Origin of the sequence: Bacillus yapensis (assembly GCF_005280205.1) — a bacterium.
Taxonomy (GTDB): domain Bacteria; phylum Bacillota; class Bacilli; order Bacillales; family Cytobacillaceae; genus Robertmurraya; species Robertmurraya yapensis.
Window position 1 is genome coordinate 76,977 of sequence record NZ_SUND01000006.1, and the last position, 17,799, is coordinate 94,775.

General features: G+C 37.7%; 19 protein-coding genes. 12 read left to right on the plus strand and 7 right to left on the minus strand.

All coding sequences use genetic code 11. The features are described 5' to 3' along the window. The first annotated feature begins 7 nt into the window (after positions 1-7). The 6 genes from FAR12_RS09215 to FAR12_RS09240 all read left to right on the plus strand — a co-directional run bounded on the left by FAR12_RS09215 (position 8) and on the right by FAR12_RS09240 (position 4,724). A complete protein-coding gene (locus FAR12_RS09215) occupies positions 8-484 on the plus strand; it encodes a methylated-DNA--[protein]-cysteine S-methyltransferase (protein WP_126408536.1) in 477 nt (158 codons plus the stop codon). A 174-nt stretch (positions 485-658) separates the two neighbouring features. Beyond that, complete coding sequence (locus FAR12_RS09220) at positions 659-898, plus strand: aspartyl-phosphate phosphatase Spo0E family protein (protein ID WP_126408404.1); 240 nt, start codon at positions 659-661, stop codon at positions 896-898. 373 nt (positions 899-1,271) lie between these two features. Beyond that, positions 1,272-2,090 carry an electron transfer flavoprotein subunit beta/FixA family protein gene (locus FAR12_RS09225; RefSeq protein WP_126408405.1) on the plus strand — a complete coding sequence of 273 codons (819 nt, stop codon included), beginning with the start codon at positions 1,272-1,274 and terminating at the stop codon, positions 2,088-2,090. A 36-nt stretch (positions 2,091-2,126) separates the two neighbouring features. Continuing rightward, positions 2,127-3,152 carry an electron transfer flavoprotein subunit alpha/FixB family protein gene (locus FAR12_RS09230; RefSeq protein WP_126408406.1) on the plus strand — a complete coding sequence of 342 codons (1,026 nt, stop codon included), beginning with the start codon at positions 2,127-2,129 and terminating at the stop codon, positions 3,150-3,152. Continuing rightward, the gene (locus FAR12_RS09235; protein WP_126408407.1) at positions 3,145-4,440 is read left to right on the plus strand and encodes an FAD-dependent oxidoreductase; all 1,296 of its coding nucleotides are present in this window, start codon (positions 3,145-3,147) and stop codon (positions 4,438-4,440) included. Before FAR12_RS09230 ends, FAR12_RS09235 begins: the two co-directional genes overlap by 8 nt. Then, a complete protein-coding gene (locus tag FAR12_RS09240; RefSeq protein ID WP_126408408.1) occupies positions 4,440-4,724 on the plus strand; it encodes a ferredoxin family protein in 285 nt (94 codons plus the stop codon). Before FAR12_RS09235 ends, FAR12_RS09240 begins: the two co-directional genes overlap by 1 nt. Before the next feature lie 47 nt (positions 4,725-4,771). Here FAR12_RS09240 and FAR12_RS09245 read toward each other — a convergent pair whose 3' ends face one another. The 4 genes from FAR12_RS09245 to FAR12_RS09260 all read right to left on the minus strand — a co-directional run bounded on the left by FAR12_RS09245 (position 4,772) and on the right by FAR12_RS09260 (position 7,173). Next, positions 4,772-5,221, minus strand: a complete 450-nt coding sequence (locus FAR12_RS09245) for a YndM family protein (protein WP_126408409.1) — start codon at positions 5,219-5,221, stop codon at positions 4,772-4,774. A 20-nt stretch (positions 5,222-5,241) separates the two neighbouring features. Continuing rightward, complete coding sequence (locus FAR12_RS09250; RefSeq protein WP_126408410.1) at positions 5,242-5,352, minus strand: biofilm-forming protein; 111 nt, start codon at positions 5,350-5,352, stop codon at positions 5,242-5,244. 131 nt (positions 5,353-5,483) lie between these two features. Continuing rightward, a complete protein-coding gene (locus FAR12_RS09255; RefSeq protein WP_126408411.1) occupies positions 5,484-5,801 on the minus strand; it encodes a hypothetical protein in 318 nt (105 codons plus the stop codon). A gap of 136 nt (positions 5,802-5,937) precedes the next feature. Next, positions 5,938-7,173, minus strand: coding sequence for an MFS transporter (locus FAR12_RS09260; RefSeq protein WP_246010359.1), 1,236 nt, complete (start codon positions 7,171-7,173; stop codon positions 5,938-5,940). A gap of 152 nt (positions 7,174-7,325) precedes the next feature. Here FAR12_RS09260 and FAR12_RS09265 point away from each other — a divergent pair, with 152 nt between their 5' ends. After that, the gene (locus FAR12_RS09265) at positions 7,326-8,336 is read left to right on the plus strand and encodes a phosphotransferase enzyme family protein (RefSeq protein WP_126408413.1); all 1,011 of its coding nucleotides are present in this window, start codon (positions 7,326-7,328) and stop codon (positions 8,334-8,336) included. Positions 8,337-8,379: 43 nt separating this feature from the next. Here FAR12_RS09265 and FAR12_RS09270 read toward each other — a convergent pair whose 3' ends face one another. Beyond that, positions 8,380-9,885: an ATP-binding protein gene (locus FAR12_RS09270; RefSeq protein ID WP_126408414.1), complete on the minus strand. Its 1,506-nt coding sequence runs from the start codon at positions 9,883-9,885 to the stop codon at positions 8,380-8,382. A 205-nt stretch (positions 9,886-10,090) separates the two neighbouring features. On the opposite strand from FAR12_RS09270, the gene FAR12_RS09275 reads away from it, so the two are divergent. The 4 genes from FAR12_RS09275 (at position 10,091) to FAR12_RS09290 (ending at position 13,773) form a co-directional block, all read left to right on the plus strand. Continuing rightward, entirely contained in the window at positions 10,091-10,528 is a 438-nt protein-coding gene (locus FAR12_RS09275) for a MarR family winged helix-turn-helix transcriptional regulator (RefSeq protein WP_126408415.1), read from the plus strand. Between the two features lie 149 nt (positions 10,529-10,677). Then, the gene (locus FAR12_RS09280) at positions 10,678-12,372 is read left to right on the plus strand and encodes a M3 family oligoendopeptidase (RefSeq protein WP_126408416.1); all 1,695 of its coding nucleotides are present in this window, start codon (positions 10,678-10,680) and stop codon (positions 12,370-12,372) included. 124 nt (positions 12,373-12,496) lie between these two features. Further along, positions 12,497-12,805 (plus strand): ArsR/SmtB family transcription factor, encoded by a 309-nt coding sequence (locus tag FAR12_RS09285; protein ID WP_126408417.1) that lies wholly within the window; start codon positions 12,497-12,499, stop codon positions 12,803-12,805. A gap of 11 nt (positions 12,806-12,816) precedes the next feature. Further along, positions 12,817-13,773, plus strand: a complete 957-nt coding sequence (locus FAR12_RS09290) for a cation diffusion facilitator family transporter (protein WP_126408418.1) — start codon at positions 12,817-12,819, stop codon at positions 13,771-13,773. 23 nt (positions 13,774-13,796) lie between these two features. On the opposite strand, the gene FAR12_RS09295 is transcribed toward FAR12_RS09290, so the two are convergent. Further along, positions 13,797-15,935, minus strand: coding sequence for an ATP-dependent Clp protease ATP-binding subunit (locus FAR12_RS09295; RefSeq protein WP_126408419.1), 2,139 nt, complete (start codon positions 15,933-15,935; stop codon positions 13,797-13,799). Positions 15,936-16,099: 164 nt separating this feature from the next. Here FAR12_RS09295 and FAR12_RS09300 point away from each other — a divergent pair, with 164 nt between their 5' ends. Then, the gene (locus FAR12_RS09300; protein ID WP_126408420.1) at positions 16,100-17,149 is read left to right on the plus strand and encodes a YkvI family membrane protein; all 1,050 of its coding nucleotides are present in this window, start codon (positions 16,100-16,102) and stop codon (positions 17,147-17,149) included. Positions 17,150-17,176: 27 nt separating this feature from the next. Here FAR12_RS09300 and FAR12_RS09305 read toward each other — a convergent pair whose 3' ends face one another. Beyond that, positions 17,177-17,794 (minus strand): CPBP family intramembrane glutamic endopeptidase, encoded by a 618-nt coding sequence (locus FAR12_RS09305; RefSeq protein ID WP_126408421.1) that lies wholly within the window; start codon positions 17,792-17,794, stop codon positions 17,177-17,179. Positions 17,795-17,799: the final 5 nt, after the last annotated feature.

The window sequence follows — 17,799 nt, forward strand, 5'->3', positions numbered from 1 at the left end:
TTATACTATGTATCAATCAAGTATCGGTGAAATTTATGTTGTGGCAGAAAACGATTATATTGTCGCACTTCATATTGGCAATGAGGATTTTTTGGAATCGGAAAAAGTAGAGATTCAGAAAAATAGTAAGCATCCTCTATTAATGCAAGCTGTTCAACAATTGGATGAGTATTTTTCAGGTCAGCGCAAGGATTTTGATTTACCTTTACAAGAGCAAGGGACTGTTTTTCAAACAAATGTATGGAATGAACTGAAAAAGATTCCTTATGGAAAAACAGTTAGCTATCAAGATGTGGCAACCGCGATTGGAAATACAAAAGCTGTTCGAGCGATTGGACAGGCTAATAAAGCAAATAAGCTTCCGATCATTGTTCCTTGTCATCGCGTGATTGGAAAGGACCAATCATTAACAGGTTACGCTGGAACTCAAGTTCATCTTAAAGAGCAGCTACTTGAAATAGAGGGAGCTTTATTCAAAAAATAGTTGATTCTACACGGAAAATGTCGAAAATAGAAAAAAGATTTAGCAAAAAAAATGTCTTTTTAGATTGTTTTGTCTAATATTGCGATTCTATTTACATTCGAACTTTTTCTTGGCATAATTCATCAAGGATACATTAATAGATTTAAGGATTTATGGAAGATTAGGGGGATAGCGGTGCAGTATGATTGTCGGGAGAAGTTGAATGAAATTCGAAAAATGAGAGAAAAAATGATAGAAGCAGCTCAAGAAAAAGGATTTACCAGTGATGACACTATTCGATATAGTCAGGAACTTGATCAATTGATATACGAGTACCAATGCTATTCTAAAAGAACTGGTCAACAACAAGATGAAATTAGAATTGCCTTTAAACAAATGATTATGATTTTACCACAAGTTCACTTGATGGTTTAATATATTGTTTATTGACAACTACGAGGATTTTGTTAAACGAGGACTCTGAAGAGGTCTTCTTTTTTTTGCTTTTTTTTAGTTTCGAAATTAAGTGAAGTTGTGATTTTTGTCATAGAGAAGAAATGGAAATTTTCTTTATTATTAATATAAATAAATTAAATACCTATTCAAATTCTACTTAGAACTTCTCAATTATTATTTATTACTCCAAAGTTTAAACACACGAAAACTACTTCACTACTATTTTCCTTACAACTACAGATCAGACAGCAGTAATTGCACCACCATCCATGATTTTGTTTGTACTATGCTTTCATCAATCATAGAGAAAGCATGTCAAAATAAAAACAATTCTAGAAGGGGGATTTATTGCATGCACATAGTTGTTTGTGTCAAACAGGTCCCAGACACAAAAATCATCAAAATCAATCCAAAGACGAACACCTTAGATCGCCGTAGCGCACCTGCCATCTTAAATCCGTATGACGCGCATGCTGTTCAAGAAGCAGTAAGACTTAAATCCATTTTGGGTACAGGTAAAATTTCTGTATTGTCAATGGGTCCACCTCAAGCAACCGAGGTTATTAAGAAGTGTATCGAAATCGGTGCTGATGAGGGTTATTTAATTTCTGACCGTGCTTTTGCTGGTGCGGATACACTTGCTACGAGCTATGCATTATCAAAGGCGCTTGAAAAAATAGCGAGCGTTGAGCCTATTGATTTGGTAATCTGCGGGAAGCATGCCATAGATGGGGATACAGGACAGGTCGGTCCTGGAATTGCAAGGAGATTAGATATTCCGCCTGTTACGAATGTGATCGAGGTTTCTGAAATCAACAGCAATGATAGGACTATTCTTGTTAAGAGAAAGCTTTCGAACGGCTATGAGCTTGTTCGAGTCAATATGCCTTGCTTATTAACGGTTGAGAAAGAAATTAATAAGATCGAATATTCACCACTTCCAAATATGCTAAAAGCAGCTAGATACAAATCTAATATTTGGTCCGTTAGTGATTTAGGAGAAGTGAATATCGCTCAACTAGGATTAAAAGGTTCCCCAACTGTTGTTGGAAAAATGTTTACACCTCCGAAGCTTGAGGGCGGAAAAGTGTTAGAAGGAACGAGTGATGAACAAGTTTCACAGCTAATGGATGTACTATTAGAGCAAAAAGAGCTTTTAAATGTGAAATAGTTAACATAATAGACGTAAGATTGGGGGTTTTCTAGGATGGAGGAATACCAAGGTGTATGGGTATTCATTGAGCAATCTGAGGGAGAAATTGCAGGCGTATCCCTTGAATTACTCGGTGCTGGACGACAGCTTGCAGATAAGTTAGAAGTTTCATTGGCAGGCGTATTATTAGGAGATAATGTGCGAGAGCTTTCTACACAGGTTATAGGGCATGGTGCAGATATAGTGTATATGATTGATGATCCAGTATTAAAGTATTATCGTACAGAATCGTATATGAAGGGTGTCAATTACTTGGCACAGAAATATAAACCGGAAATTTTCTTATATGGTGCTACCCCAAACGGAAAAGACCTTGCAAGTGCAGTCGCAACTGATTTAAGTACAGGTCTGACAGCTGATACGACTATGCTTGATGTGGACGTGGAAAAAAGATTACTAGAAGCTAGTCGTCCGGCATTTGGCGGAAATATCATGGCAACAATTCTATGTAAGAAGAATCGACCACAAATGGCAACTGTTCGACCGAAAGTAATAAAGGCGCTTCCTTTCGACGGAGTTCGTATGGGAGAAGTGGTAGATGAAACGATTGATCTGCGCGAAGAAGATATGCGTACAAAAGTGCTTGAGATTGTGAAGGATGTAACAAAAACAGCTAGCTTGGCAGATGCTCATGTTATTGTCTGTGGAGGAAAAGGGATGGGGGACCTAGAAGGGTTCAAACTCATTCATGAGTTAGCCGATACGATTGGTGCGAGCGTCGGTGGAACTCGGGATGTGATAGAAGCAGGATGGCTTCCACATGAATTGCAGATTGGGCAAACAGGTGAAACGGTCACGCCTAAAATCTATTTTGCTATCGGTCTATCTGGTGCAATCCAGCATGTCGTAGGGATGAAAAATTCTGAGCTTATAATTGCGATAAATAAAGATCCGAATTCTCCGATCTTCGAGGCTGCGACGTATGGAATTGTCGGAGATGCCTTTGAGGTTGTACCGAAATTAATTGAGCAGTTCAAACAAATTCGTGTGAAGCAAGGCGGTGAAGTAAGCTATGTCTGAGAAATTTGATGTAATCGTCGTTGGGGCTGGACCAGCTGGTACCGCATGTGCTTACACATGTGCAAAGAACGGGCTGAAGGTATTGCAGATCGAAAGAGGAGAATATCCTGGAAGCAAAAATGTCATGGGTGGCGTTTTATACCGAAAGCAAACAGAAGAAATTATTCCTGAGTTTTGGAAAGAGGCACCATTAGAAAGACCGATAATCGAGCAACGTTTTTGGATGATGGATAAAGAGTCTACGGTTTCCTTCGGCTATAAGGGGCTTGAATGGGGAGTGGAACCGTATAATAATTTTACTGTCCTGCGTGCCCATTTTGACCAATGGTTTGCTAAAAAGGGTGTTGAAGAAGGCGTTCTATTAATCAATGAAACAGTTGTAACCGAATGTATTGTGGAGGATGGCAAGGTTATTGGGGTACGTACGGACCGTCCTGATGGGGAAATTTTCGCTGATGTGGTCGTTCTTGCAGACGGAGTCAATTCTCTTTTAGCAAAACAGCTAGGATTTCATAACGAGCTAAAGCCTGACCAAGTAGCTTTGACAGCGATGGAGGTTATTAATTTACCAAAGGATAAAATCAATGACCGCTTCAATTTGCAAGAAAATCAAGGTTGTACAATTGAGATTTTTGGAGACTCTACCAAAGGAAATCTCGGGACAGCATTTATCTATACGAATAAAGAAAGCATCAATATTGGGGTAGGAACGACATTATCAAGCATGATTAAGGCGAAAATGAAGCCATATGACCTGCTCGATTATTTGAAAACCCATCCCATGGTTGCCCCGCTATTGGCAGGAGGAGAATCTGCTGAATATCTAGCGCATTTAATTCCCGAAGGAGGCTTTCATGCTGTACCGAAAGTTGCTGGGAACGGAGTTGTAGTAATCGGAGATGCAGCACAGCTTGTCAACGCCATACACCGAGAAGGTTCAAATATGGCAATGGCTTCTGGAAAAATGGCTGCTGAGGCTGTCATTCAGGCAAAAGAACGGAATGATTACAGTGAATCAAGCTTAAATAGCTATCGTGAAGCCTTATACGCAAGCTTCATTATGAAAGATTTAGAAAAGTATAAGGATGCGGCTCATTTGTTCGAAAATAGTCCACAGTATTTCAAAGAATATGTTCCAATGTTGAACCAGGCAATGAGTAAATTCTTTACGGTTGATGGAACACCGAAGAAGGAAAAGCAGAAGCAAATTATTAAAGGTTTCACCAGTGAAAAAGGTACTTTTGGCGTGATGAAAGATCTTTATCGTGCTTGGAAGGCGGTGAAATAATGTCCACAAAAACGATTGAAGAAAAACAATATTTGATTCGTTTTAGAGCTGACACGAAATCACACTTAACCGTACTTGATCATGATATTTGTAACACAAATTGTCCAGACAAGTTATGTACGCTTTTCTGTCCTGGGGAAGTGTACAAATGGGAAGGCACAAGAATGCAGGTCGGCTATGAGGGGTGCCATGAATGTGGAAGCTGTCGCATTGGTTGCCCTTATGAAAATATTAAATGGGAGTACCCATTAGGTGGCCACGGAATTGTTTTCAGGTTGGCTTAAGTAGTAACAAAAAAGTGGAAGCGACAAGACAGTCGCTCCCACTTTTTTCATTTTCTATTCTCATGATCTTTGCTTAACTCAGGCGAGAATTCTTCAGAGGATTCTGTTTGATATTGAAGGTTTCTCGGGCGAGTTGTTCTATTTCGATCATCGGTATGCTTTGTGATGTTAAATAAATATTTGTGAAAGAAATATTCCACAATTGCTACGCCGATAGCGGTAACAAGTGCCATCGTAAATGCAGTCGTAGATGCTGTTAACCAGGAAATCATTAACCAAACGACTAAAAGAGCAAGTGCGAAATCCACTAACGTAGCAACAAAATTACTCGTTCTTGGCAAGACGCCTAAATCTCCGACCAAATACGCTACAATTCCTAGTATGAGCGTAATTAAGAATACTGTTCCGAAAGTCATTCCATAATATAACCCTAGAATTAAATACAAAATAGCAAGAGTAGCGATGAACTTAATAGCTATTGCTTTAAAGTTTCCCATAGAAACCACCTCTAGATTGATTATTTTTTGCTTCGAGATTTTTTGCCATTATCTTGTTGAAAGGCACTCTCGGTCTCATGATCTTTTTGAGTCTGTTCAATGCTGTTGTTCTTAGCTTTCTTTTTGCTCATGATTTCACCACCTTCTATACTTATTTTGTCTTTTTATACATGAAATTATTAAAAGAGTGGAGAAATCACTATCTGTACATTTTTTCACATGAATTTTCAAAAAGAAGAAAAGCAAAAGAGGGAAAGGTGAATTAATTTATGTGAGGAGAAGGAAGATGAAAACCACTGTGTAGGATTGTTTGTTTTAGTTCGGTAGCAGCTTCGCAAGCTTGATGGAAATTTCTGTAGTTTGAAGAGATATAGTAGGGTTTTTTATTCTGAAAATAACCGTCTTCATTTGTTTCGTAAATGGCCACTTTCCATATATAAAACTCATCATGTCCAATTTCTCTGTGGCCTTCAATGGCAATTAACCAATGGGAAGCATTTGGGTCGGAATGAACAATATCGTTACCACTCATGGGCAAAAGACACATTTGATAAAAGTCACGATAATTACTAAAATGCATGGCGTTTTCCTCCCTAAAATTTGAATAGTCCTTCTATCTATAATTATAGAGAGTTTTCGTGACAACGAATGTCGAAATTGTTAACAATAATCGAATATTAAAGCGCTTTCTTTCTTGGTATAAAAAAGGATGGGATTTAAGAACCCATCTCTTTCTTTGCTGTATCATTAGGGAGTAATAGTGTCAGGACTCCGAGTAAAGGAAGAAATCCTGTTAAGATAATCGTTAATATAATTCCAATATGATCGGCTAAATAGCCTAGCACAATTGAACCGATTGCACCCATTCCAAAAGCTAAGCCAACTGTTAAACCTGACATTAAGCCAATTTTTCCTGGCACAAGCTCTTGCGCATAGACAACAGTGACTGAAAAGCTAGACATTAGAATAAAGCCTGTAACGGTCAAAATAATAAATGCAACAGTAGGTGATACAAATGGCATTAAAATCGAGAATGGTGCTGTTCCAATTAATGAAAAGAAAATTACATTTCTCTTTCCAAATCGGTCAGCTAATGGTCCGCCAAAGAATGTACCGATCGCACCCGCCACTAAAAAGGCAAAGAGGAAGCCTTGGGCCTTCTCAATGGAAAAATGATAGCTTTCGATTGCAAAAAATGCATAGTAGTTTGTTATACCAGACACATACCATGAACGGGCGAAAATTAAGAATAAGAGCAAGACGAGATATACAACAATTTTTCGCGTAAATGGATTTTCAGTTGAAACGGTACTTTGTCCTTTACGTTTTACCCTTTCAACGTCTATTTGCAATTTTTGTGTGTACCAGGATGCGATATACACTAACAGGAACACGGCCATGGCTGCGACAATGATGAACCACGCCGCACCCTTTTGACCGAGGGGGACTAAAATTAACGCAGTAATTAATGGTGCTAATGCTTGCCCTGTATTTCCTCCCACTTGATAAATGGATTGAGCAAGTCCTCTTCGTGTTCCAGCAGCCATATGAGCTACTCTCGAGCCCTCTGGATGAAACACTGCAGACCCAAGACCAATAAATAATACAGATAAAACAATCCAAATAAAAGAAGGGGCGAAGGCTAATCCAAACACACCTATTAAAGTAGATGTTAACCCAATCGGTAAGGCGTAGGGCATCGGTTTCTTGTCTGTTACAACTCCTACGAAGGGTTGCATCACCGAGGCGACCATGTTTAGCGAAAAGGCAATAATGCCGAGCTGAGTAAAAGTTAATCCCATAGAATCCTCTAAAATTGGGAACATAGCAGGGACTACAGCTTGGAGAGAATCATTTAATAAGTGACAGATCCCTATGATAACTAAAATTTTGTAGTTCGTGTTCTCAAATCCTTTTTTAAAGGGCTGAGATGTTAACGCTGCTTGACTCAATGAATACCCTTCTTTCAAAAGTTGATATTGATATATTACATGAAATTTTCTACTCATGGATCCCTTTTTTGAATTTTTTGGAGATTAATAGGATTTTCCTATGTTAAGTAGAATACTTATAGGAATGAATTTTTATAATGGGGGATTTTTTAATGGAACGATTTGTTGCGCAAGTTTTTACAGAAGAAATCATGTATGAAGCATTACAGCATTTTGCTCTAGAAAAAGAGTATAAGAAACTAGGGGATTTTGAGAATTATGTGTTTGAAGTAACAAGGGGAGGCAGTCCATATATATTAAGATTGACGCATAGCTCTCATCGAACAAAGGAAGAGTTGCTTGCGGAAATCGATTGGATGAATTATTTGCATTTAAATCAAGTTCTTGTTCCGAAAGCGTATGAGTCCATCCGAGGGGAGCTAGTCGTTCAATTAAAAGCAATCGATGAAACGAACTTTTTTGCTAGTCTTTTTTCAAAAGTACCAGGTGAACACGTAAGGGCCAATCACGAAAAATATGATCATGCATTGTTTTACAAATGGGGTCAAACGATTGGAAAAATGCATAAAGTGACGAAGAGCTATGTAGAAAGTGAAAACCTTGTAAAAAGGCCGAGCTGGGATGAGGAAGATATTCATTTTGTTGATAAATATGTACCTTCAGAAGAGCAGATAATTATCCAAAATGCGAATGAGCTATTACAGGAAATCCAAAAACTTGAACAGAACATGGATAATTATGGGTTAATCCATACGGATATTCATTCGGGAAACTTCTTTTTTGACGGAGAAAATATTCACGTATTTGATTTCGATGATTGTTGTTACCATTGGTTTTGTTCGGATATTGCTATTCCGCTGTATTATTCAGTCCTCTATGGTTTTCCTCAAGGGGATAAAGAGGTTCGGCATGCTTTTGCGAATACATTTTTTGATGCCTTTTTATCTGGATATAAAAGTGAAAATGTCTTACCGCGCGGGTGGCAAAATCAAGTGCCTTTATTCTTAAGACTTAGAGATGTAGCCCTGTATTCGGTCTTGCATAAAAAAATCGCACCAGAGGATAGAACTGAAAAGCTAATTGCACAGATGAATGAAATAAAAGCAAGGATTGAAAAGAATGAACCAATTGTGGAAATTAATCAGTTGACATTAAGTGTATAGCTATATACAAAAAGACTCTCTACAAGGATGTAGAGAGTCTTTTCTAATGTGTTTTTGCAAGAGGTAAAGTTATTTTAACAGTGGTGCCCTTATTTTCTTTACTAGTGATATGAATCTTTCCACCAAAGGAATGAAGGATTCGTCGGCATACAACAAGGCCTAAGCCTGTTCCAGTTTCCTTGGATGTATAAAATGGAGTGAAAATTTTCTCGATGACCTCATCCTTAATCCCAACCCCAGTATCACTTATCATAAGCTCACAGGTGGAGTTCTTTTTAGATAGGTCAATCGTAAGACGACCTCCATTTTCCATAGCTTCAAAAGCATTTCTTGTTATGTTCAAAATGACCTGCTTCATTTGATCCCTTGTACACTTTACAAAAATGGGCTGATCCGACGGATTATAAATCAAATCTACCTTATTTAAAGTTGCTTCTGATAGAATGAGTGGCTGTAATTCATTCAGAACTTTTGCTATATCTACTGCATGCATTTTTTGGGCAGTAGGCTTTCCTAGGATCAAAAACTCCCCAACGATTTCATTAATTCTCTCGATTTCCTTATTAATCACTGAGAAATAAAGGCGATCGGTTGGGTCATCGTATTTTTCCCCCAAAAGCTGAACTAATCCTTTTATGCCGGTCAAGGGATTACGGATTTCATGAGCTGTACTAGCAGCAAGTGTTCCAACTAATTCTAGCTTCTGAACTTCGTTTTCTTGTTTTTCTAATGCTGCTTGACGTCTAAGCAACATGTACATAATCAATAAAAACAAAATATTCGTCAAAATTAGTACTCCACCTATGATGAAAATGTAGTCCATTGTCGTATTTCGAACGTCTGGTTCAGGGACTTTTACTTGTAAATTCCATGGAATGCGGTCTATGGGAACAGAAACCCAATGTCCCTTATCTAATTGGTCATCTTTCTGAATGTTAAATCCCATCAACTCTTCATCATGGGCATTTAACACTAAAAGCTCTGCCCCAGGTGTAAGGACATTTAATAAATTTTTCACATAGTCGACTCGAAGTAAAGACATAGAAACAGCAATTAACTCACTTTTATCATTTAGAATTGGAACTGCAAGTGCAAGCACCTTTTGCTTGTTGGGTAAAGTGAATTCTTTATTCGAAATGATTGTATCTTTTGTTCTAACAACCTCTTGAACAATATCTATTTCAAAAAAAGCATTCTTTTGAAATAGATTGTTTGAGCCTGTAATGATTTGTCCATCTATACTGAGTATATAGATACCACCATAGCGCGGATCTGATTGATTCGTTCGTTCAAGCAATGGCTGCATTTCCTCTAAATCAGTGTATAAGGTTTTAGCTGCCAAGGAGAGTACTTCAAGTGAAGTTACTGTATCACTAATCAATTTATCCCAATGGGATGCATGAATATGAGCAACCCAATTAGCTTCCTCCATTCTTTCGTCAAGTTTTCTTTGCGATTGAATGTGGATAAAATAGTAACTTCCAAGAATAGTCGGAAGAAGCACAAAAAAGATATATAAAATAATGGTTCTTTTATGTTTTCTTTTCATCCATTAGCTCCAACAAAATTTTTTCATTTAACGATGTTTATTATAGCATTAATTAATAGTGCGGAGGGACTCTTTTTCGACATATTGTAAAAAAATGGGACTCAAGTATACAAAGCAGAAATTGACAGGGGAAGGGAGACTTTTCTATAATAGTTTTAAATCAAGATATTTTTGTTTGAAAAATTCTCTAAAGGATTTGAGAAAAATGAGTTCAGAAGATAGTAAACAATCATTAAAGTTATTTATTGTGCTTTCGCGCGCGTATCGAGCGGTTAATGAAAATGTCAATAAATTGATCCACACATATGGATTGAATCCAACTGAGTTTGCTGTGTTAGAGCTTCTCTACCATAAAGGCGATCAACCTCTGCAGCAAATTGGCGGAAAGATTCTTCTTGCAAGCGGAAGTATCACATACGTTGTAGATAAGCTTGAGGAAAAAGGGTATTTAGCACGAGTGGCTTGTCCGAATGACAGACGCGTAACATTTGCCCAAATTACAGAAAGCGGAAAGAAATTTATTGAAGATGTATTTCCAGTTCATGAGGAAAGAATTCATTCTTTAATGTCAGAGCTTTCTTCAGAAGAAAGAGAGACGGCTATACAGCTTTTAAAGAAGTTGGGACTTTCGGTTTCTTCTTAAAGGTTCAGGCTTAAGCTACTACTTTTTTATAATTATTGACACTAAAACGATCCGGAGAACGGATCGTTTTTTAATTTTATAGAAGGTTCTGGCATTTTTTAGTATAATGGATTAGTAAATTCTTAATTTTTTGATAAGGGGGCTTTTGGATGGGGTTTACTCAATATACATATACGAGACCGAATTTTGAAGTTATTGAGAAAAGCTTTGAAGAAGCGTTAATCAGATTCAGGGAAGCAACATCAGCTGATGAGCAAAATCAAGTAATGACAGATATTAATGCGATCCGAAATGATTTGGGGACGATGTTTAACCTCGTCGTGATTCGCCATACGATTGATACAAATGATGAATTCTATAAAGCTGAGCAGGATCTAATTGATGAATTAGAACCACAAGTAGGTGGGTTAATTACAAAATACTATCAGGCATTAGTTGAATCGCCATTTCGTGCAGAATTAGAAGCGAAATGGGGAAAACAATTATTTGCTCTTGCTGAAGCGCAATTAAAGGTATTTTCACCTGAAATCGTCCCCCTACTGCAAAAGGAGAACAAGCTCTCAACAGAATATACGAAGCTTATGGCTTCTGCGAAAATCATGTTTGAAGGGGAAGAACGTACCCTTTCACAAATGGAACCTTTCACGCAATCGACCGATCGTGTAATGCGTAAAAAAGCGAGTGAGGCTCGATTCGGTTTTCTTGCTAGTCATGAAGAAGAATTAGATCGAATTTATGATGATTTAGTTAAAGTGAGAACGGAGATTGCGCAAAAATTAGGCTTCAAAAACTTCGTCGAACTGGTTTATTATCGCATGTATCGTACAGATTATAATGCGGAAATGGTCGCAAATTTCCGTGATCAAGTGAAAGATTTTATTGTTCCTGTCACGACAAAATTAAGAGAAAGACAACAAAAGCGGATTGGCGTAGACAAGCTGAAGTTTTATGATGAAGACTTTAATTTTGTATCTGGAAATGCTGTACCAAAGGGAAGTCCTGAGTGGATTATTGATAATGGACAAAAAATGTACGATGAGCTCTCAAAGGAAACGGGTGAATTCTTTCAATTTATGAGAGAAAACGAGCTTATGGACCTCGTTGCTAAAAAGGGTAAAGCAGGCGGCGGTTATTGTACTTATATTGAAAATTATAAAGCTCCTTTTATTTTTTCTAATTTTAACGGAACTTCAGGGGATATTGATGTATTAACTCATGAAGCAGGTCATGCGTTTCAGGTCTATTCAAGCCGTGGGTTTGATATTCCTGAGTATTATTGGCCAACATATGAAGCAGCAGAAATTCACTCAATGAGCATGGAGTTTTTCACATGGCCTTGGATGGATCTATTCTTTAAAGAAGATACCGACAAGTACAAATTCTCTCATTTAAGCTCGGGGTTATTATTTATACCTTATGGGGTTTCAGTTGATGAATTTCAGCATTGGGTATACGAAAATCCAACTGCAACACCAAAAGAGAGAAAACAAGCATGGAGAGATATTGAAAAGAAATACCTCCCGCACAAAGACTATGATGGCAATATGTATTTAGAAAATGGCGGTTTTTGGCAGAGACAAGGCCATATATATAATTCTCCATTTTATTATATTGATTACACGTTGGCGCAACTCTGTGCGTTCCAGTTCTGGAAACGTTCAAGAGAGAATCACGAGGAAGCATGGGAGGATTACCTTAAGCTATGTAAGTTAGGTGGTAGCCTTCCGTTCACTGAGCTTGTGAAGGAAGCCAATTTAATTTCTCCGTTTGAAGACGGATGTGTGGAGTCAGTTGTAGGTGAAATCGAAAGTTGGTTGAATTCTGTAAACGATAAAGAGTTATAATAATGTTAATGTGGCTGATCCAAAAGGATCAGTCTTTTCTTTTTTTAATGATTATGATAAATTTAAATAAATATATGAACGAATGTTCATACTTTTATATATAATGACTGGGAAGAGGGATTTTATGGATGAAAAAAATCATCACTTTCTAAATGAAGAAACTGTTGAGGACGTTGCTACTAAATTTAAGGCACTTGCAGATCCTACAAGAGTGAAGATCTTGTATTTACTAACACAAGAAGAATGCTCGGTAGGACATATTGCCGAAGTACTACAAATGACTCAATCAGCTGTATCCCATCAGCTATCGTATTTAAAGCAGCTAAGGCTGGTGAAATCTCGACGGGTAGGGCAATCGTTCATCTATCGATATGATGATGAACATGTCATCGAAATTTTAAAACAGATGATTCGTCATTCTTTACACGACTAGGGGGAATTTATATGCATTTTCATGATCAAGAACTACATCACCATCATGGGCACGATCACGGCCACCACCACCATCACCATCATCATCACGACCATAGTCGAGAAGGAAATAAGAAGGGTCTCATGATAGCACTTGTGATTACAGCAGGGATTATGCTGTTAGAATTTATTGGAGGGCTAGTCACAAATAGTTTGGCTTTATTATCTGATTCAGGTCATATGCTTAGTGATACGAGCTCACTTGCATTGAGCTTAGTGGCAATGTGGTTTGCGACCCGACCTGCTTCTCCCAATAAAACATATGGGTTCTATCGATTCGAAATATTGGCAGCATTGTTTAATGGGTTAACATTATTTTTAATTGCAGCTTTTATTGTCTACGAAGCAGTCGAGAGGTTCCTTGATCCGCAAGCTGTTGCTAGTGGAACAATGATTTTAATTGCAATCATAGGTTTATTGGCCAACCTGCTTAGTGCGTTTGCTCTTATGAGTAAGGGAGATGTAAAGGACAATGTGAATTTAAGAAGTGCTTATCTCCATGTGTTAGGGGATGCGTTAGGTTCGGTCGGAGCCATTATTGCAGGGGTTCTGATGTTACTATTTGATTGGTATATCGCAGACCCGATTATCAGTGTTGTAGTAGCTCTGTTAATTTTAAAGAGTGCTTGGGGTGTCATCAAGCATAGTATCCATATTTTGATGGAAGGTACCCCGATCACAGTTGATCAACAAGAAGTGAAAGCAACGCTTCAAGAAATAGATGGAGTCATTAATGTGCATGATCTTCATATTTGGACGATCACTTCTGGCTTAGATTCGCTTAGCTGTCATCTACTTATTAAAGATAATCAAGATAGCCAAGCCATTTTGCAAACAGCCATTAATCTAATTGAATCGAAATTTAAAATTCTTCATACAACCATTCAAATTGAAAAATCAGATCTCCAGCACGCTGAGAGTGAGGTTTGAGAAACAAAGAAGGGGGACAAGTTTTACTTGTCCCCGTTTTTGATCTTGATTTCTCCATTGTCTAAAATGGCAACTAAAATTTTCGTCTCGGGTTCGTCGATAATTAGGTCTGTTATTTTATCTTCAAGATGTTCTTGAATAACTCTACGTAATGGTCGAGCACCGAAGGTAGGATTGTATCCTTTTTCAACAAGGTATTCTTTGACCTCATCTGTAACCTCAATTGTCATATCCTGCTCTTTCAACATATCGTCTAATTCAAGAAGCATTATATCTACGATTTGTAATAGGTCTTCTTTTTCCAATGATTTAAACTCAATGATGCTATCGAAACGGTTTAAGAATTCAGGCTTAAAGAAGCTTCCAAGAGAGTCAAGAATATTGAGCTCTTTTGTTGTATGGTCTTGACCAAAGCCAACTTTTACGGACTTCTGTCCAACTCCCGCATTACTAGTCATAATAATGACTGTATCTTTAAAACTTACCACTCTACCTTGACTGTCTGTTAGTCGTCCGTCATCTAGAATTTGTAGGAATAGATGCTGAACATCTGGATGTGCTTTTTCGATCTCATCTAACAAAATAATACTGTAAGGATTATGACGAACCTTTTCTGTTAATTGTCCAGCCTCTTCATGTCCCACATATCCTGGAGGGGAACCGATTAGCTTAGAGACACTATGTTTTTCCATATATTCGCTCATATCAAGACGAACCATCGCCTCTTTTGAACCGAATAATTCCATTGCGAGTGTTTTCGAAAGTTCTGTTTTCCCGACACCAGTTGGTCCGACAAAAAGGAAGGAGCCAATTGGACGATTTTTTGCTTTTAATCCAGCACGACTTCTTCTAATTGCTTTCGTAACTTTTTCAACGGCTTCTTTTTGACCAATGACTTTCTGTGCTAGTCCCTCATAGAGATTTTTCATTTTTGTTTGTTCATCTTCTTGAAGTTTACCTACCGGAATGCCCGTTTTCTTTTCGATTATTTCTTGAATATGGTGAACTTCAACAACTGGGCGTTCTTGTTCGCCATTAGATAGGGCTTGTTCAAGCTTCATTTCTTCTTGGCGAAGTGCTGCTGCCGCCTCATAGTTTTCTTCTTTTAAAACTGTTTCCTTTTCCTTGGAGATTTCCTTCAGACGCTGTTCAATCTTCTTTATTGAAGTATAGTCTGAATTCAAGTTTAGCTTAGAGCCAGCTTCATCCATTAAATCGATTGCTTTATCTGGCAGGAAGCGGTCTTGAATATATCGATGTGATAAAGTAACACATGCTTCTAGTGCCTCATCTGTAAAGCTCACTTCATGAAAGTTCTCGTATTTCTCTTTAATTCCATTTAAGATTTCCTTTGCTTCTTCGACAGATGGTTCATGCACTTGGACAGGCTGGAAGCGACGTTCAAGTGCCGCGTCTTTTTCAATCGTGCGGTATTCTTTTAATGTAGTCGCGCCAACAAGTTGTAACTCTCCACGTGCGAGTGCGGGTTTTAAAATGTTACCAGCATCCATAGAACCTTCTGCTGAACCTGCACCAACAAGTAAATGAATTTCATCGATAAAAAGAATGATGTTTTTTCGTTGCTGTAATTCTTGAATAATTTGCTTCATTCTTTCCTCGAATTGTCCACGAATTCCTGTATTAGCTACGAGTGATGCAACATCTAGTAAATAAACTTCTTTATACTTTAATTTATTAGGAACATTGCCCTCTGCGATTTTAGCTGCTAAATCTTCAGCAATCGCTGTTTTACCGACACCAGGCTCACCGATTAATACTGGGTTATTTTTATTTCTTCTATTTAAAATTTCGATCACTCGATTTACTTCTTCTTCGCGGCCGATAACGGGGTCGATTAATCCGGCCCTTGCCATTTGTGTAAGGTTACGCCCAAATTGGTCAATGAAGCCGCCACCTTGATGAGAAGGTTGTACATTCACATTTTGCTGACCATTCCCAGACGCAAATTTTTTCAATAGATCTTCTATAGGTTGCTGGTTAAATGGAGAGAAACCTGACATGCTAGGGCCGAATGCAGTACCGATTTTGGCTCTTTCAGTCTTATAGCAAGTCTGGCAAAGATGAAGTTGTTTCTCCATGCCATTTAGATTCACTGTTAAATGAACTTGTGCATTTGACTGCTGACAATTTTGACAAAGCATTTCACATTCCTCCTGAAAAGTATGGTTATTGTTTTGACTTTGACTATATTTGACCTTTGAGCATATTATACTTTGACCTTTTTTGACTTTCAAGTATTTTGATTAAAAAATTTAGGTCATGGTTTGTCCAAATCCTCATATATTGAAATGGAGGAGGGTATTAAATGAAGACAAATTGGAGAGCTGCCTTCCAAATTGCGGCCGTTTATGTCGGTACAGTTGTAGGAGCAGGTTTTGCCACGGGACGAGAAATTGTTGAATTTTTTTCACGGTTTGGCTTTATTGGCTTTATTGGAATATTAATGAGTGGATATATTTTTATTTTTCATGGAACTAAATTAATGAGAATCTCAGCTAGGATAGGTGCGCGCTCTTATCAAGAGTTTAATGAATATTTATTTGGAAAGTTTTTTGGTTCAATTATTAATGTGTTGATGCTTTTTATGTTATTAGGGGTTTGTGCTGTCATGCTTTCAGGTGCTGGGGCAGTTTTTAGTGAGCAGCTTGGTATTCCGAAGGGCATAGGGTTGGCATTTACCGTTATTTTGTCTGTTTTCGTCATGCTGTTAGGAATTAACGGGCTATTTGCTGTCAATAGTATTGTTGTTCCAATCATGATATCTTTTAGTTTATTATTGATGTTATTTTCGATGAGATTGCCCAATTTTCTAGAACAAGTATTTTTTATACCATATGTTGAGGATGGGTGGAAATCTGTTGTTGCGCCATTCTCCTATACTGCTTTAAATATCGGTCTTGCCCAAGCTGTACTAGTTCCAGTCTCAGCTGAAATAGGAGATGATGAAACGGTAAAATGGGGAGGAATTATTGGTGGAATTGCTTTAACGGTGATTTTGTTGACGAGCCATTTTACCTTGGTCATGCTCCCAAATATTGAATCCTATGAAATTCCAATGGCTGTGATCATGAAAAATTTAGCTCCTGGGCTATATTGGATTTTCATTCTCGTTATATATGGGGAAATTTTCACTTCTATAATTGGAAACATTTTTGGTTTGGAGCGACAACTCAAGACTTACTTGCGTTTGCCGAGTCTTTTGATAGTTGGAGTACTTTTTGCAGTTTCTTTAACAATTAGCCTAGTGGAGTATGGAAAACTTCTTTCTTATTTGTATCCACTTTTTGGTTATGTTAGTATTCTGTTCATTATTCTATTATGGATGAAACCTTTGGACGAAATGAAAAAGCGGTAAACCGATATTCGGTTTACCGCTTCTGCATTAATTTAAGGGGGAGATGATAAATAAGAATAGATCAAACACTATATGAGAAACTATCACAAGTGGAAGACTTTTCTTCCATGTATATAAGTATCCCCAAAAAAGTCCTGAGACAAGAGCAGCTAATGGCAGCATTACCGATCCTGAGTATAAATGTGCAGATGCATATAAGACGGATGAAACAAGTACGGCTGTTCCAGTTGAAGCTCCTTTTTGGATTCTTTTTTGAATGAAGCCTCTCCAGAAAACTTCCTCCCCTGGAATAATGACTAAGAAAAGTACAATGTAATGCCATAGCATGGTAGGCGATAATTGTTTATATAGTTTTGCGATTTCATTTGAAAATGGCAGATTTAAAGTGTGTATAAGCCAGCTTCCGGCAAAGAAGATAGTAAATAGAACGACACCTGATAAGATACCTAAAGATAAATAGGTAATAAGAGAAGTTTCATTTTCAATTGCTTCATGAAAAATAGAGTAGCTGATCAAAAAGAGCATCGCTGCTGTGAAAATATACCAAAAAATACTTTTATCGTGAAAGGTAAGGAAAAGCAATAGATGCGATAGTAAAAATCCGAGGATAAGTCTTTTGTCAGTTCCCCAAGTAGGAATGGACATGGCTA